General features: G+C 70.0%; 16 protein-coding genes. 8 read left to right on the top strand and 8 right to left on the bottom strand.

Translation table 11 applies throughout. The features are described from left to right. The first annotated feature begins 98 nt into the window (after positions 1–98). Positions 99–1,058, top strand: a complete 960-nt coding sequence (locus ABIA71_RS06145; RefSeq protein ID WP_354283962.1) for a pyridoxal-phosphate dependent enzyme — start codon at positions 99–101, stop codon at positions 1,056–1,058. Continuing rightward, positions 1,043–1,654 carry a YdcF family protein gene (locus ABIA71_RS06140; RefSeq protein WP_137190713.1) on the top strand — a complete coding sequence of 204 codons (612 nt, stop codon included), beginning with the start codon at positions 1,043–1,045 and terminating at the stop codon, positions 1,652–1,654. Before ABIA71_RS06145 ends, ABIA71_RS06140 begins: the two co-directional genes overlap by 16 nt. A gap of 135 nt (positions 1,655–1,789) precedes the next feature. On the opposite strand, the gene bioC is transcribed toward ABIA71_RS06140, so the two are convergent. From bioC to bioB, 5 genes are all read right to left on the bottom strand, one after another. Next, on the bottom strand, positions 1,790–2,674 hold the full coding sequence (gene bioC / locus ABIA71_RS06135) for a malonyl-ACP O-methyltransferase BioC (RefSeq protein ID WP_128096273.1): 885 nt from the start codon (positions 2,672–2,674) through the stop codon (positions 1,790–1,792). Positions 2,675–2,707: 33 nt separating this feature from the next. Then, entirely contained in the window at positions 2,708–3,490 is a 783-nt protein-coding gene (locus tag ABIA71_RS06130; protein WP_354283960.1) for an SDR family oxidoreductase, read from the bottom strand. 59 nt (positions 3,491–3,549) lie between these two features. Further along, on the bottom strand, positions 3,550–4,311 hold the full coding sequence (gene bioH / locus ABIA71_RS06125; RefSeq protein ID WP_354284071.1) for a pimeloyl-ACP methyl ester esterase BioH: 762 nt from the start codon (positions 4,309–4,311) through the stop codon (positions 3,550–3,552). A gap of 16 nt (positions 4,312–4,327) precedes the next feature. Further along, positions 4,328–5,539 carry an 8-amino-7-oxononanoate synthase gene (gene bioF / locus ABIA71_RS06120; RefSeq protein WP_354283958.1) on the bottom strand — a complete coding sequence of 404 codons (1,212 nt, stop codon included), beginning with the start codon at positions 5,537–5,539 and terminating at the stop codon, positions 4,328–4,330. An 87-nt stretch (positions 5,540–5,626) separates the two neighbouring features. Further along, entirely contained in the window at positions 5,627–6,676 is a 1,050-nt protein-coding gene (gene bioB / locus ABIA71_RS06115; protein ID WP_354283956.1) for a biotin synthase BioB, read from the bottom strand. Positions 6,677–6,877: 201 nt separating this feature from the next. On the opposite strand from bioB, the gene ABIA71_RS06110 reads away from it, so the two are divergent. The 6 genes from ABIA71_RS06110 (at position 6,878) to ABIA71_RS06085 (ending at position 11,326) form a co-directional block, all read left to right on the top strand. Next, positions 6,878–7,423, top strand: coding sequence for a CbrC family protein (locus tag ABIA71_RS06110; protein ID WP_354283954.1), 546 nt, complete (start codon positions 6,878–6,880; stop codon positions 7,421–7,423). 122 nt (positions 7,424–7,545) lie between these two features. Beyond that, on the top strand, positions 7,546–8,232 hold the full coding sequence (locus tag ABIA71_RS06105; RefSeq protein WP_354283952.1) for a ComFC family protein: 687 nt from the start codon (positions 7,546–7,548) through the stop codon (positions 8,230–8,232). A 47-nt stretch (positions 8,233–8,279) separates the two neighbouring features. Further along, complete coding sequence (locus ABIA71_RS06100; RefSeq protein ID WP_354283950.1) at positions 8,280–9,308, top strand: SMI1/KNR4 family protein; 1,029 nt, start codon at positions 8,280–8,282, stop codon at positions 9,306–9,308. A 58-nt stretch (positions 9,309–9,366) separates the two neighbouring features. Next, entirely contained in the window at positions 9,367–9,918 is a 552-nt protein-coding gene (locus ABIA71_RS06095) for an HdeD family acid-resistance protein (RefSeq protein WP_354283948.1), read from the top strand. A gap of 45 nt (positions 9,919–9,963) precedes the next feature. Beyond that, a complete protein-coding gene (locus ABIA71_RS06090; protein WP_354283946.1) occupies positions 9,964–10,455 on the top strand; it encodes a SecDF P1 head subdomain-containing protein in 492 nt (163 codons plus the stop codon). A gap of 22 nt (positions 10,456–10,477) precedes the next feature. After that, the gene (locus tag ABIA71_RS06085) at positions 10,478–11,326 is read left to right on the top strand and encodes a calcium-binding protein (protein WP_354283944.1); all 849 of its coding nucleotides are present in this window, start codon (positions 10,478–10,480) and stop codon (positions 11,324–11,326) included. A 64-nt stretch (positions 11,327–11,390) separates the two neighbouring features. Here the strand turns inward: ABIA71_RS06085 and ABIA71_RS06080 are convergent, their stop codons facing one another. The 3 genes from ABIA71_RS06080 to ABIA71_RS06070 form a co-directional block, all read right to left on the bottom strand. Further along, the gene (locus tag ABIA71_RS06080) at positions 11,391–13,199 is read right to left on the bottom strand and encodes an MFS transporter (RefSeq protein ID WP_354283942.1); all 1,809 of its coding nucleotides are present in this window, start codon (positions 13,197–13,199) and stop codon (positions 11,391–11,393) included. 88 nt (positions 13,200–13,287) lie between these two features. Then, positions 13,288–14,400 (bottom strand): N-acetylglucosamine-6-phosphate deacetylase, encoded by a 1,113-nt coding sequence (gene nagA / locus ABIA71_RS06075; RefSeq protein WP_354283940.1) that lies wholly within the window; start codon positions 14,398–14,400, stop codon positions 13,288–13,290. Continuing rightward, complete coding sequence (locus tag ABIA71_RS06070; protein WP_354283938.1) at positions 14,397–15,173, bottom strand: DeoR family transcriptional regulator; 777 nt, start codon at positions 15,171–15,173, stop codon at positions 14,397–14,399. Before ABIA71_RS06070 ends, nagA begins: the two co-directional genes overlap by 4 nt. Positions 15,174–15,176: the final 3 nt, after the last annotated feature.

Genomic DNA, 15,176 nt, shown 5'->3' with positions numbered 1-15,176 from the left:
AATCGGCCCTTAACTCCGGCCCGATCCGCTGAATGATTGCCATCGTGTCACGTTCAGCCGGGGCGGTGCGAACCGGGGCCATACGTTAATCTTGCGTCATGAGCGATTCACCCTTGCCCTGTGTCGACGACCTGCTGGCGGCCGCCGCACGCATTGCCCCGCATGCCAGCGTGACCCCGGTGCTGCATTCGCGCGCGCTGGACGGGTTGGCAGGGGCGTCGCTGCTGTTCAAGGCCGAGCACCTGCAGCGCGGCGGGGCCTTCAAGTTCCGGGGGGCCTGCAACGCGGTGTGGTCGCTGGACCCGGACCAAGCCGCGCGCGGGGTGGTCACCCATTCCTCGGGCAACCACGGTGCCGCGTTGGCGCTGGCCGCACGGACCCGGGGCATCGCCTGCAACGTGGTGGTGCCGCAGGGCGCGGTAGGCGCCAAGCTGGCCAACATTGCCCGGCACGGCGCCACGGTGTGGCGCTGCGAAGCCAGCATCGCCGCACGTGAAGCCATGTGCGCGCAGGTGCAGGCCCAGACCGGCGCCAGCCTGGTGCACCCCTATGCCGACCCGCGGGTCATTGCCGGGCAGGGCACGGCGGCGCTGGAGCTGCTGCGCAGCCACGGCCCGTTCGACGTACTGGTGGTGCCGGTGGGGGGCGGTGGGCTGGCGTCGGGCACGCGGCTGGCGTTGCAGGCGCTGGCACCGCAGACCCGGCTGGTGCTGGCCGAGCCGGAGGGCGCCGCCGATACCGCGCGCTCGCTGGCGGCCGGCGAACGCCGCATCGATTTCACCCCGGACACGCTGTGCGATGGCCTGCGCACCACCCTGGGTGCACCGAACTTCGCGCTGCTGCACGGCGCGGCCGAGGTCATCACCGTGGCCGATACCGCCACCGTGGCGGCCATGCGCCTGCTCTGGCAGGTGCTCAAGCAGGTGGTGGAGCCGTCGTCGGCGATCGCGCTGGCGGCCATCCTCGCCGCACCGGAGCGGTTTGCCGGGCAGCGGGTGGGCGTGGTGCTGTCGGGCGGCAATGTCGACCTGGATGCCTTGCCCTGGGCGCGCGCATGAGCCGCCGTGCCGGGGTCGGGCTGCTGGGGTGGGTGTGGCGGCTGTGCATTCTGCTGGTGGCCTGGCTGCTGGGCGTCACCGCGTGGATCGTGTGGGTGGGCGAGCGCGACCAGGCGGCCAAGGCCGACGCGATCATCGTGCTGGGTGCGGCCGCGTATGACGCCAAGCCGTCACCGGTGTTTGAGGAACGCATCCGGCATGGCCTGGATCTGTACGAGGCCGGCTATGCGCCGCTGCTGATCTTCACCGGCGGCTACGGCGGTACCGGCGCGCGCTTCTCCGAATCGCAGGTGGCGCGCCGCTATGCGCTCAAGCAGGGCATTCCGGACGAGGCGATCCTGATCGAGACCGCCTCGCGCACCACCCGCCAGAACCTGATCGAGGCGCGGCGGTTGATGCAGCAGCGCAAGCTGCACCGGGTGATCATCGTCAGCGACCCGCTGCACATGGCGCGCGCGCTGCGGCTGGCGCGCGAGCTGGGCATCGATGCGCTGGCCTCGTCCACCCCGAGCACGCGCTTCCGCAGCTTCCACACCAGCTGGAAATTCCTGGTGCAGGAGATCTATTTCTTCCACCGGGACCTGTTCCCGGCGTAGCGCGGGGCTCTGCCCTGCTGATGGTATGTCGCAGCGGCGTAGAGCGGGGCTCTGCCCCGCTGATGGTATGTCGCAGCGACGTAGAGCGGGGCTCTGCCCCGCTGATGGTATGTCGCAGCGGGGCAGAGCCCCGCTCTACGGCGTTCTGCGGCGGATCGGGATGGCCGATACCGGCACGCTGGCCACGTCGTGGCCCTGTTCGCGGATCGGGGCGCCGGCTTCGGGGGCCCAGGCGTGGGCGTAGATCACTTCCCAGCTGCTGGGCAGCTTGCCGTCTTCGCGGCGCAGCGGCTCGTAGGCGGCGCGGGCGGCGGCGAAGCGGCCGCGGCCGGTGAGCGTGTGGCGGCGGTCATGGCGCGCGTTGGTGGCACCGATGGCCTGCAGCTCGCGCATCAGCGCGGTCATGTCGTCGTAGGTGAGGGTGAACAGGTCGCGGTCCAGCACCGGGTCGCGGAAGCCGGCCATCATCAGCGCGTCGCCGAACTGCGCGATCGGCGCAAAGCGGCTCACGTGCGGCACGGCGTCGGCCTGGGTGAAGGCGTCGCGCAGTTCGATCAGCGTTTCCGGGCCGAAGGTGGAGCACAGCAGCAGCCCACCCGGCTTGAGCACGCGGCGGAACCCGGCGAACACCGCCGGCAGGTCCTCGACCCACTGCAGGCACAGGTTGCTGTAGATCACATCCACGCTCTGGTCCAGCAACGGCAGCGCCTGCGCATCGGCGCACACACGGGTGAACGGCTTCCACCAGCCGGCCTGCTTCTTGGCCTCGCGCAGCATCGGTTCGGCCAGGTCCAGTGCGATCACCTGCGCCTTGGGCCAGCGCTTCTTCATCGCCGCGGTGGCGTGGCCGGTGCCGCTGCCCACGTCCAGCACGACCTGCGGCTGGCGGTCTTCCAGGTAGTCCAGCGATTCCAGCAGGCGTTTTTCCACCTCGCGCTGCAGCGCGGCGGCGGCGTCGTAGCTGGCGGCGGCACGCGAGAACGCGCGGCGGACGTGGCGGGGATCGAAGCTGGACGTCATGGAAGGCTCACTGCGAAAACAAGGGTGCGAAGGTCAGAACGTGCCCGGGTAGGCGCCGCCGTCGATCAGCAGGTTCTGCCCGGTGATGTAGCCGGCGTGCGCGCTGCACAGGAAGGCGCAGGCGGCGCCGAACTCATCGGCGGTGCCGAAGCGACCGGCCGGGATGTGGGTGCGCTTGCGCTCGGCGATCTGGCCGGCGTCGATGCCCTGCTGCTGGGCCAGGTAGGCGAAGTTGCCGCGCAGGCGGTCGGTGTCGAACTGACCGGGCAGCAGGTTGTTGAGGGTGACGTTGTGGGCCACGGTCTTGCGGGCCAGGCCGGCGACGAAGCCGGTGAGCCCCGAGCGCGCGCCGTTGGACAGCCCCAGGATGTCGATGGGCGCCTTCACCGAGGAGGAGGTGATGTTGACCACGCGGCCGAAGCCGCGCTCGATCATGCCATCCACGGTGGCGCGGATCAGTTCGATCGGGGCCAGCATGTTGGCATCCAGCGCGGCGATCCAGTCGTCGCGGGTGAACTGGCGGAAATCCCCGGCGGGCGGGCCGCCGGCGTTGTTGACCAGGATGTCGACCTGCGGGCAGGCGGCCAGGGCCGCATCGCGGCCGGCCACGGTGGTGATGTCGGCGACCACGCCGACCACCTTGCGCGCGCCGGGCAGCGCCTGCAGTTCCAGCACCGCGCGGTCGAGCGCGTCTTCACCGCGTGCGGCCACCACGACGTTCACGCCCTCGCGCACCAGTGCACGGGCGCAGCCCAGGCCCAGGCCCTTGCTGGCGGCACAGACCAGCGCCCAGCGACCGGCGATTCCAAGATCCATGGGTCACTCCTGCAGTGAAAGATGGGCGTACATGATCGGCGATGCGCGCGGTGGATGGGTCAGGGAAGGCCGGCAACGAAGTGTTGCAGCTGCGTGGCCACCGCGTCGGTGTGGCCCAGGAACGGCGCATGGCCACCCTGGGCGATCACATGCGCCTGCGCGCCCGGCGCCAACGTGGCAGCGGCCTGCATGGCGCGCGCGGACACCAGCCGGTCGCGCGCGCCGGCCAGCCACAGGCTGGGCTTGCCCAGCCCGGCCAGGGCGCCGCGCAGATCGCTGTTCTCGAGCAGGCGCAGCCCTTCCTGCAGCGCACGCGCGGCCGGTTCACCGCGCGCGATGAGCATCTCGCGCAGGGTGCGCAGTTCCTGCCGGGCATGTTCGGAGCCCATCGCATCCAGGGCCAGGAAACGCTCCAGGCTGCCGCGGTAGTCCTGCGCCAGGTCCTGTCCGAACTGTTCGAACACCGCCGGTTCCACCGCGTGCGGCCAGTCGTCGCCGCGCACGAAACGCGGGGTGGCGGCGATCATCACCACCGCGCGCACCTGCGGCAGCGTGGCGGCGGCATGCAGGGCGAACAGCCCACCCAGCGACCACCCGCACCATACGGCCGGTGGCGTGGCGGCGGCGATGGCGTTGACCACGTGGGGCAGCCGCAGCGGCGTGGCATCGTCGTGGCTGAAGCCATGGCCGGGCAGGTCCACCAGGTGCAGCTGGTACTGCGCGGCTAGGCGGTCCACCAGCGGCGCGAACACGCCCCCATGCAGTGCCCAGCCATGGATGAGCACCAGCGCCGGCCCGCTGCCGACCACCTCGATATGCAGGCTCACAGCACCGGGCTCACGCGCTCAGTGCATCCAGCGACTGCTGGCGCAGCACGGTGTCGCGCGCATGCCCGATCGCGTCGGTAAGCGCGCGCACCTGCGCCGGCGTGTGCAGTGCCGACAAGGTCACGCGCAGGCGCGCCTTCCCTTCGGGCACGGTGGGCGGACGGATAGCGCTGACCAGGAAGCCGGAGGCTTCCAGTGCGGCCGACAACGCCATCACGGTGGACTCGGCGCCGCACAGCAATGGCTGGATCGGCGTATCCGACGGCATCAGTTCCAACCCGTGCTGGCGCGCACCGGCACGGAACACGGCGATCAGCTCGCCGAGTTTTTCGCGTCGCCAGTCGTCACGCCGGGCCAGTTTCACCGCGGCCAGCGATGCGGCCGCCTGTGCCGGCGACACTGCCGTGGTGTAGATGTACGGGCGTGCGGTTTCGGCCAGGTGCTGGATCAGGGCGTCATCGCCCAGCACCACCGCGCCACTGCCGCCCAGCGCCTTGCCCAGGGTGGCCAGCTGCAGCGGCACGTCGGCCACGCCCAGCCCGGCATCGGCCACGCAGCCGCGGCCATGTTCGCCGACCACGCCGATGCCATGCGCGTCGTCCACGTACAACAGCGCTTCCTGCATGCGCGCCACCAGCGACAGCGAGCGCAGCGGGGCGATGTCACCGTCCATGCTGAACACGCCATCGGTGACCAGCATCGCCGCGCCGTCGGGCGCGTGCTTCAACTGGCGCAGTGCGCCTTCGGTGTCCAGGTGCGGGTAGCGGCGCAGCCGGCAGCCGGCCAGGCGCGTGGCGTCGAGCAGGCTGGCGTGGTTGAGCCGGTCCTGCACGCACACATCGTCTTCTTCGCTGAGCAATGCCTGTTGCACCGCCAGGTTGGCGGCAAAGCCGCTGCCGAACAGCAGGGCGCGCGGGTAGCCGAGCCACTCGGCCATTTCCCGCTCCAGCGCGTCATGCAGCGCATGGTGGCCGCAGATCAGGTGCGAGGCGGTGGCACCGGCGCCGTCGCGCGCGGCGGCGTCCTGCAGTGCGCTGACCACCCCGAACTGTTGCGACAGCCCCAGGTAGTCATTGCTGCAGAAGCCGGTGAGCCATTGGCCGTCGATCTCCAGCCGCACGCCGTCGCGACGGGTCACCGTGCGGCGCACGCGGATGCGGCCCTGCGCGTCGCGGAGCTTGCGCTGGGCCTGGATGCGGTCGTGCAGGTCGGGGCGGGCCATGGTCGTCGGCTGGCATGGATGGGCGGTTAGCGTACCCGGTTGGCGGGCGCGGCGCTCTGCCCCGGGGGGGCGGGCACCGGGCGGGCCTCAGGCGGCCTGCTCGCAGCCGCCACCGCACGGCCCGGTGTCCTGGGTGATGTCGGCATGGACCGTGCCGGGAGGGTCGTGGTCGGCCGCATCCACCTGGACCGCCATCGGGCGCAGGCCCAGCCGCGCGAACAGGGCCAGGTCGCGTTCGGTGTCCGGGTTGCCGGTGGTCAGCAGCTTTTCCCCGTAGAAGATCGAGTTGGCTCCGGCCAGGAAGCACAGGGCCTGCAGCTCGTCGCTCATCGCCTCGCGCCCGGCCGACAGCCGCACCATCGCGCGGGGCATGGCGATGCGGGCCACCGCGATCATCCGCACGAACTCGAACGGGTCCAGTTCCGCGGTGCCGTGCAGGGGCGTGCCGGCGACCTGCACCAGCCGGTTGATCGGCACCGAATCGGGGTGGGCCGGCAGGTTGGCCAGCGCCAGCAGCAGCCCGGCGCGGTGCTCGCGGGTTTCGCCCATGCCCACGATGCCGCCGCAGCAGGTCTTCAAGCCGGCGTCGCGCACGTGGCCCAGCGTGTCCAGGCGGTCCTGGTACTGGCGGGTGTGGATGATCGAATCGTAATAGTCCGGTGCGGTGTCCAGGTTGTGGTTGTAGTAGTCCAACCCGGCCTCGCGCAGCGCCACCGCCTGCTCGCCACTGAGCATGCCCAGCGTGGCGCAGGTTTCCAGGCCCAGCGCTTTCACCTCGCGGATCATCGCCGCCACCTTGGGGATGTCGCGTTCCTTGGGCGAACGCCAGGCCGCGCCCATGCAGAACCGCGATGCGCCGGCCGCCTTGGCCTGCCGCGCCTTGGCCACCACGTCCTCGGTGGCCATCAGCTTCTGCGCGTCCACCCCGGTGCTGTAGCGCTGGGCCTGCGGGCAATACGCGCAGTCTTCGGGGCAGCCGCCGGTCTTGACCGACAGCAGCGTGGACACCTGCACCTGCGCCGGATCGAAGTGCTCGCGGTGCACGCTGGCAGCGCGATGCAGCAGCACAGGCAACGGCAGCGCGAACAGGGCCAGCAGCTCCTCGCTGCGCCAGTCGTGGCGGATGTCGCTTGGCATGGAACAGCCCTCGGCGTGCAGGAACGGGGGGCGGAAGTGTGGTCGCCGACGCAAGCTGCTGTCAACCAAATGTAGTTGGCCAAGGTTTACAGCAGGGTAGTGCCGGCCGCTGGCCGGCAACCCAAGCCAACCCGTTACCCGACACCCCCACCCAACCCAAACCCACTACAGTCTCCGCCCACGCACCCCCAAGGAGGCCGCATGACCCTGCCCCGTTTCACCTACCACCCCGACCCGATCGCCACCGGCAGCGTCGTCGCCTCCGCCACGGTCTGCGTCAGCTGCCACCAGGCGCGCGGCTACGTCTACACCGGCCCGGTGTATGCCGAAGAGGCGTACGACGCGGAGATCTGCCCGTGGTGCATCGCCGACGGTTCGGCCTGCGAGCGGCTCGATGCCAGCTTCACCGATGACGAAGGCATTGGCGGCGGCGGTGAGTGGGACGAAGTACCGGAGGCGGTGGTCGAGGAAGTGGCACGGCGCACCCCGGGCTTCAGCGCCTGGCAGCAGGAAAAGTGGTGGACCCATTGCGGGGACGCGGGCCAGTTCATTGGCCGTGCCGGCCAGGCGGAACTGCAGGCATTGGGTGCAGGTGCGATCTCCGCGATCCAGGACAGCACCGGGCTGGACGACGGCCCGCAGTGGGACCACTTCTTCGGCGCGCTGCGCAAGGACGGCTCACCCACCGCCTATATGTTCCGCTGCACGCAGTGTGGCGAACTGGGTGGCTACCAGGACTGCGATTGATCCGCGGGTGCGTCCGGTAGAAGGCTGACCGCACGCACCGGCACACACCGACAGACACGCTTGGGGGCGGGCCGCCACGCTGGGGGCCTGCCTCTTCAAACGGTGATCGCGTGTTTTCCCGGGTGTCTGCTGCACTGACCTGGCTGGGCCAGCAGTCCCTGCCCCTGCGCTGCCTGGTCTGCGAGGAACCCGGCAGCGCCGGGTTGGACCTGTGCGTGGCCTGCCACGCCGCCCTGCCGTGGAACGACCACGCCTGCCCGCAGTGCGCGCTGCCGCTGCCGGAGGGCACGCCGGTGCTGCGCTGTGGCGCCTGCCTGCATGACCCACCGCGGCACGCTGCCGCTGCCGCGGTATTCCTGTACGCCGCGCCGGTGGACCAGCTGCTGCGGCGTTTCAAGTTTCACCACGACCTGGCCGCCGGGCGTCTGCTGTCGCAGTTGATGCTGCAGCGGGTGCCCCGTTTCGTCGACGGCCCGCTGGCCCCGGTGCCGCTGCACCGCCAACGGCTGCGCACGCGGGGTTACGACCAGGGGTTGGAACTGACCCGGCCGTTGGCGCGCGCGCTGCGGCAGCCGCTGTGGTGCGGGCTGCACCGGGATCGGCTGACGGCCGCGCAGTCGGCGCTGGATGCCGATGCGCGGCGGCGCAACCTGCACGATGCCTTTGCGATCACCACGCCACCGCCGGCGCGGTTGACCGTGGTGGATGACGTGATGACCACCGGCGCCACGCTCGACGCGGCCGTGCACGCGCTGCAGCGCGTTGGCCTGCCCGATCCCGCGGTGTGGGTCTGCGCGCGGGTGCCGTGAGTGACCGCTCTATACTCCGGGGCTGTCACAGGGAAACACCGCCGCCGATGGATCCGTTCGCCACGTTCGACTTCTCCGATTTCTGGAACGACTGCGAGTATTCGCAGCAGAACTACCAGGAGCCGCCGCCCAGCGATGCGCTCATTGCTGAACTGCAGGCCGAATTCGGCTATCGCTTCCCCGATGCGTACATCGCACTGGCCCGCCGTCACAACGGCGGCCTGCTGCAGCGCAGCTGCCATCCGATGGACGAAGCCACCAGCTGGGCCGACGACCACATTGAAGTCAGCGGCCTGCACGCCATCGGACGCCAGGCACGGTACTCGTTGGGCGGGGAGATCGGCACGCGGTTCATGCAGCGCGAGTGGGGCTACCCGGACATCGGGATCGTCATCGCCGACTGCCCCAGCGCCGGGCACGACCTGATCATGCTCGACTACCGCCAGTGCGGCCCGCAGGGCGAACCGCAGGTGGTGCACGTGAACCAGGAAGCGGACTACACGATCACGCCGGTCGCGCCCGACTTCACCACCTTCATCCACGGACTGGTGGATGAAGAAGCGTTCAACGATGCAGCCGAAACCCTGGAGATCGATCTGGTCACCGTGGACCGCGGCACGCTGTCGCCGATCGTGCAGCGTGCGCTGGATGCATCGGCCGATGAGCTGCCTGAGGGTGAGCGCGCGCTGCGTGCGCTGGCGCGCCGGATCACTGAGGAAAAGGGCTTCTTCGCGCTGCATGCCGACCCCGATTCGCACCGCATGTACGACCTGATGTTCTGGCTGTACTCGCAGCTGACCACGGCCACCTCGTTCACCCATTTCGTCAAACTTCCGGCCGAACAGGACGACTACGCAACGCCGTGCTACGAACTCATGCTGCCGTTCGACCTGGTCGTGGCGCCCTTCGGCTTCAAGACCGGTGGGTTCGCGCCCGGCTTCGTCGAAGAGTGGTGGGATACACGGGTGGCCGAGGGGGCGATCGTGGCGGTGGAAGGAGGCTGGCGCTTCAGCACGGCGGCCGAACAGGCGCTGCTGGACGAACTGAAGGCAGCCCCCGGCGGCGCTGCGGTGTGACTGCGGCTTTCATGCGGCGGCGCTAGCATGGCGCATTGCCCCCTGTTTGGAGCTGCCCATGAACATTCCGGTATCGCCTGTGGTGTCGCTGGTTGTCCGTAGCTGGTGGGTGCTGCTGCTGTATGGCCTGGTTGCGCTGGTGTTTGGTGCGGTGGCCATCCTGCAGCCGCTTGCAGCCGCCACCGCGCTGGCCTGGGCGATCGGCGTGATGGCCATCGTCGAAGGCGTGATCAGCCTGGTTGCACTTGTCGGCGGCAACAGCGGCGTATCGCGCGGTTGGCTGGCGGTGTACGCGCTGGCATCGCTGGTGTTCGGCGTGCTGGCGGTGATCAATCCGTTGGCCACCGCCAGTGTGCTGGTACTGCTGCTGGCGGTGTGGCTGATCGTGGCCGGCATCCACCGCATCGTGTTCGCGGTGCGCGTGCGCCGCCACATCCAGGGTGAATGGCTGTTGATTCTCAGCGGCGTGCTGGCGATCGTGCTAGGCGCGCTGCTGGTGGCCAACCCGTTGGCCGGCGTGGCCGTCACCACCTTGTGGATCGGAATCGGCAGCCTCATCTATGGCGTACTGCAGGTGGTGGTGGCGTTCCGCCTTCGCCGCCTGCGCTGATCGGTGCCGGGCCAAGCCCGCACCCCCCAACAAGGAGGAGGGCGTATGCGCAGGATGTTCCTTGCCATGATGTTGCTGGCCAGCACTATCGGCCTGGCCGGTTGCCAGCAGATCCAACAGGTGGTCGATCCGCCTTCCTCGGCGGCCCCCCTTCCCCAGGCGCGCCTGCTGCTGCGCGAGGTGGACGAACAGGGCCACGCCGGCGCCACGCTGCTCAAGGACACCGACGGGCGGCCGCTGGCGGTCCTTGAGCCGGCCCTGATTACCACTGCGGACATCGCATCGATCGCCCTGGCCCGGACCGAACAGGGCCAGGAGCCGGTGTTGAACCTGACCATGACCGACGCTGCCGCCCCGCGCATCCAGGCCGCCACCGAAGCACGCGTCGGTCGCCGCGTCGCCTTCAGCATCAATGACAAGGTGCTGTCGGTGGCCACCATCCGTGGCCCGTTCGGCAAGGCGATGCAGGTGGCGGGGCTGGGCGACCCGGCCGCGGCACAGCGCATGTTCACCGAGATCACCGGCAAACAACCCTGAGCGCGACCGCCCGCAGGGATCGATGGACCAGAACAGGCGTCTGCGCGACATGGCCAAAGGATGGCTGACGGTGTTGATGATGTTGGGCCTGGCATTGCCCGGGGGCGCCGTCGCACGCGAGCGCTGCACCTGGCCGGAGGCGATGCCGGTGCGCGCGCTGGTACTGGTGGGCGAAGTCCATGGCACCGTGGAAACGCCGGCACTGGTAGGTCAACTGGCCTGCGCCGCCTCGGCCGATGGCACGGCGGTGACCGTTGCGCTGGAAATCAGCGCCCGGGAACAGGCGCGGCTGGACGCCTACCTGGCGTCGGCGGGTACCCCGGCCGCGCGGGCGGCGTTGCTGGCCGGCGCGTTCTGGACCCGATCCACCCAGGACGGGCGGTCCAGCACGGCGATGCTGGCGCTGCTGGAACGGCTGCGCCGACTCCACGCCGACGGCCGCCGCATCGCGGTGATCGCAGTGGACGATGAACGCGCCGGCACCCGCGATATGGACATGGCCGAACACATCACGCGTGCGGTGCACGCCGGCGGGCGCGTGATTGCGCTGCTGGGCAACGTGCATGCCAGCCAACGGCTGGGGCGGCCGAACCTGCCCGACTACGCGCCGGCGGGCTACCTGCTGCGTACGCTCGCACCGCTGGGCGTACGCATGGGTGCGCGCGGCGGTGAGGCGTGGGTGTGCGCGCCGACGTGTGGCGTACGCGCGGTTGGCGATCAGCGCGTGGGCGATGGGCCGATCGGGTATGCCGCTGGCGACCGTGCGCAGTCGGGGTATGACGGTAGTTACACCGTGTCTTTGTACACCGCGTCGCTGCCTGCGGTGGGGCTGGACCGGCAGACAGCCGGGCAGAGCCCGGCGCTACGGTAGGGCATCGAAGCGGCAGCCGGGCAGCGCCCGGCGCTACGGTGGAACATGGAAGGGGCCCGGCGCGTCAGCGGAAGTTGGCTTCGATCTGTTCCAGCGACTTGCCCTTGGTTTCCGGCAGCCAGAACGCGGCGATCAGGAAGTACAGCAGCGTGCACGCTGCCCAGAAGAAGAACATGCTGGCGTAGCCATGGTGGCCCACGGTGGGCAGGAAGATCGCGGCGATCACGGTGGACACGAACTGGTTGATCAGCAGCGCGATGCTCATGCCGTTGGAGCGGATGCGGGTGGGCATCAGTTCGGACAGCGCCAGCCACACGCACACGCCCGGACCCACCGCGAAGAACGCCACGAACAGCAGGATGCAGCCGGCCACCAGCCAGCCGTGGGTGGGCGAGGGCACCGGACCGATCATCGCGCGCTCGATCACCAGCGGCGCCTGCGCGGCGTGGGCGGGATCGGGGAAGGGATTGAGGTGCAGCCGGCGGAAGAACGCGCCGATCACGCTGTCGGCCGACACCGCATCGTCGCGGCGGATCTGCAGCGAGGCGTCGATGGGGTTGTCGCTGCGCAGCGAACGCACATTGCTGAAACCGCCGTATGCATACGACACGGTGAGCTGCTGCGGGGCGTCGCCGGCGTTGCGGTCCAGGCGCTGCCACTGCGCCGCATCCAGCGGCAAGGACAGGGTGCTGCCGGCCACCTGCTGCTGCAGCTGTGCCTGCACGTCCAGCCGCCCGTGCTCGCTTTTGACGAACAGCAGCGCGGCGGCCAGCAGGGCCACGGTGATGCCACCGGTGCCCAGCATCAGCAGGAACTTGCGGCCTTTGCGGTCCACCAGCACCAGTGCCACCACGGTCATCACTGCGTTGAGCAGCTTGATCGCCACGTCGGCGCCATTGGCTACCGACCCGGGCAGGCCGGCCTGGTTGAGGATGTTGACCGCATAGGCCAGCACCGAGTTGATGCCGGTGGCCTGGGTGAAGGCCAGCACCAGGCAGGCCAGCACGAATGGCCACACATAGCGACGGCTGAGCAGCGGGTCGCGCGTGCCGGTGGTGCCGGTGGTGCCGGTCTGCACGGTATCCGGGGCCTGGATGCGCTGCAGGGTGGGTTCCACATCGCGGGGCGCGACGGTGCGTTGCAGCGCAAGCCGCGCCTTCTCGATACGGCCACGGCGCACCAGCCAGCGCGGTGATTCGCTGATCAGCAGCACGCCGCCGGTGAACACCAGCCCCGGCAACAGGCAGGTCCAGAAGATGGTGCGCCAGGCGTGGTCCTTGACGTCGAACAGCAGGCGCTGCTGTTCGGCCACCGGCAGCTGGCGCACCGCTTCGGTGGCCGCGTCCACCGCATGCGCGTGGTACAGGCCGATCAAGGCAGCCAGCACCAGCCCGATGGTCAGCAGCAGCTGGAACATCGCCGCGCCGCGGCCGCGCCGTTCGGGGCTGAGCACTTCGGCCAGGTACAGCGGCACCACCACGCCGATCAGGCCGCCGCTGATGCCCTGCAGCAGCCGCCCCATCAGCAGCGCGGCGTAGCCGTCGGACAGCGCCATGATCGGAATGCTGGCGGTGAACAGCACGCCGGCCAGGAACATCGCGCCCCGTCGGCCGATCAGGTCGGCGACCATGCCGGCGAACAGCGACGACAGCACGCTGCCCAGCAGCACCGCCGCCACCACGAAGCCGAGCTGCTGGCTGGTGAGGTGCCAGCTGGCGGTGGCGGTGGCCTCCAGGTAGGGCAGGGCGCCGGCGATGATGCCGATATCGATGCCGTAGAGCAGGCCGCCCATGCCACCCATGAACAGCAGGTAGCGGATCGGCCAGCGTGGGGCGTCGGGGGCGGGAACGGCAGTGGCGGCGGCGGTGGTCATCTACGCGTTCCTGGAAAGACGGGAAGAAGGGGCGGTGCCAGCAGCCGGGCCTGGCGAATTGTGGGTGCTGGCCGGGCAGCGCCCGGCGTTACAGGGCGATCGGGTGGCCGGTGACGAACACCTGCTGCAACTGCAGCGCGGCATCCAGCACCACCAGGTCCGCGCGCGCGGCCGGGGCGATGCTGCCGCGATCGTCCAGGCCCAGGTACTGGGCCGGGAAAGTGGATACGCGCTGCGATGCATCGGCCAGCTCCAGCCCCACCTGCACCAGGTTGCGCAGCGCCTGATCCATGGTCAGCGCGCTGCCGGCCAGCGAACCGGTGGCCAGGCGCACGCAGCCGCCGCACTTGTGCACGCGCTGCTCGCCCAGGGCGTACTCGCCGTCGGGCATGCCGGTAGCGGCGGTGGCGTCGGTTACCGCGTACAGGCGCGGAATCGCGCGTGCGGCCAGCCGGATCACGCCGGGGTGGAGGTGCTGCAGGTCCGGGATGATCTCGGCGTACTGCGCATGCGCCAGGGCAGCGGCGGCAATGCCGGGGTGGTAGTGGTCCACGCCGGTCATGCCGTTGAACAGGTGGGTGAAGCCGGATGCGCCGGCCTGCAGGGCGGCCACGCCGTCCTCGTAGGTGCCGGCGCTGTGGCCCAGCTGCACGCGGATGCCGAGCGCGGTCAGCGCGGGAATCAACGCGGTGTGCGCGCCGATCTCCGGTGCCAGTGTCATCACCCGGATCGGCGCCAGCGCGTGCAGCTGCTGCACCAGCGCCATCGTCGCCTCCAGCGTGCGGTTGGGCTGCGCGCCCAGCCGCTGCGGGCTGATGAACGGGCCTTCCAGGTGCACGCCGGCGATGCAGGCGGCCGCGGCGTCCGGCGCGGCCATGGTGGCCGCAACACCCTGCAGCGCATGGGCGATCTCGTCCAGGCCGGCGGTCATGGTGGTGGCCAGCAGCGTGGTAGTGCCGAAGCGCGCGTGGGTGCGGGCGATGGTGCGGGCCACGTCGCCGCCCTGCATCAGGTCTACGCCGGCCGCGCCATGTACATGCAGGTCGATGAAGCCGGGCAGGATCACCGGCAGCTGCGGATCGTCGGCGCCGCTGTGGTCGTCCACCTGCAGCTGCAGGATATGGGTGTCGAAGTGCACGTGGCCGCGGCGCCAGCCCAGCGGGGTGAGGATGCGGCCGTGCAGGGAACGGGTCTGGGTCACGCGGGGGACTCGGCGATGATCACTTCGATGCCCAGCCGCTGCAGCCCTTCCAGGTACTCGGCGTCGATGCTGGCGTCGGTGATGACGGTGTGGACCTGGTCCAGCCGCGCGATGCGGTGCAGGCTGACCCGGCCGAACTTGGAGGCATCGGTGAGCACCACGATGCGGCGTGCGCGCTCGACCATGCGGTGGTTGAGGCTGGCTTCGGCCTCGTGGTGGGTGGTCAGGCCGAACTGCAGGTCCAGGCCATCCACGCCCAGGAACAAGGTGTCGAAGCTGTAGGTGGTGAGGCTGGCTTCGGCCTGGCTGCCCTGCAGCGACAGCGACTGCTTGCGCAGCAGGCCGCCGGTGAGCAGCAGTTCCACGCCGGGCGCGTTGGCCAGTTCCCAGGCGATGTTCAGCCCGTTGGTCATCACCGTCACGTCGCGGTGCCCGCGCAGGTGCCGGGCCAGGGTCATCGTGGTGGAGCCGGAGTCGATGATGATGTTGTCGCCGGCCTTGACCAGCCCGGCCGCGTGCGCGCCGATGCTGTCCTTCACCGGCAGGTTCAGGGCGTCCTTCTCGTGGATGTCCTGTTCCTGCGGCGGGGTGCGCACCAGGGTCGCGCCGCCATGGGTGCGCGTGGCCAGGCCCTGCGATTCGATGTGGGTCAGGTCGGCGCGGATGGTCACCGCCGACACGCCGAACCGCGCGACCAGCTCGCTGACCTGCACGTTGCCGTGCTCGACCAGCAACTGCAGGATCTGTTGGCGACGCTGGCGTGTGTTGCGCATGGG

Origin of the sequence: Stenotrophomonas sp. 2619, from assembly GCF_040548725.1 — a bacterium.
Taxonomy (GTDB): domain Bacteria; phylum Pseudomonadota; class Gammaproteobacteria; order Xanthomonadales; family Xanthomonadaceae; genus Stenotrophomonas; species Stenotrophomonas maltophilia_AP.
The sequence above is the reverse complement of the archived record's forward strand: the minus strand, read 5'-3'. Positions and strand labels throughout refer to the sequence as shown.

Bases quoted from the DNA above. Each gene is read 5' to 3' on its own strand.
- ABIA71_RS06145 (WP_354283962.1), top strand. From the start codon at position 99: ATGAGCGATTCACCCTTGCCCTGTGTCGACGACCTGCTGGCGGCCGCC.
- bioC (WP_128096273.1), bottom strand. From the start codon at position 2,674: ATGACGTCCAGCTTCGATCCCCGCCACGTCCGCCGCGCGTTCTCGCGT.
- ABIA71_RS06130 (WP_354283960.1), bottom strand. From the start codon at position 3,490: ATGGATCTTGGAATCGCCGGTCGCTGGGCGCTGGTCTGTGCCGCCAGC.
- bioF (WP_354283958.1), bottom strand. From the start codon at position 5,539: ATGGCCCGCCCCGACCTGCACGACCGCATCCAGGCCCAGCGCAAGCTC.
- bioB (WP_354283956.1), bottom strand. From the start codon at position 6,676: ATGCCAAGCGACATCCGCCACGACTGGCGCAGCGAGGAGCTGCTGGCC.
- ABIA71_RS06110 (WP_354283954.1), top strand. From the start codon at position 6,878: ATGACCCTGCCCCGTTTCACCTACCACCCCGACCCGATCGCCACCGGC.
- ABIA71_RS06100 (WP_354283950.1), top strand. From the start codon at position 8,280: ATGGATCCGTTCGCCACGTTCGACTTCTCCGATTTCTGGAACGACTGC.
- ABIA71_RS06095 (WP_354283948.1), top strand. From the start codon at position 9,367: ATGAACATTCCGGTATCGCCTGTGGTGTCGCTGGTTGTCCGTAGCTGG.
- ABIA71_RS06090 (WP_354283946.1), top strand. From the start codon at position 9,964: ATGCGCAGGATGTTCCTTGCCATGATGTTGCTGGCCAGCACTATCGGC.
- ABIA71_RS06085 (WP_354283944.1), top strand. From the start codon at position 10,478: ATGGACCAGAACAGGCGTCTGCGCGACATGGCCAAAGGATGGCTGACG.
- ABIA71_RS06080 (WP_354283942.1), bottom strand. From the start codon at position 13,199: ATGACCACCGCCGCCGCCACTGCCGTTCCCGCCCCCGACGCCCCACGC.
- ABIA71_RS06070 (WP_354283938.1), bottom strand. From the start codon at position 15,173: ATGCGCAACACACGCCAGCGTCGCCAACAGATCCTGCAGTTGCTGGTC.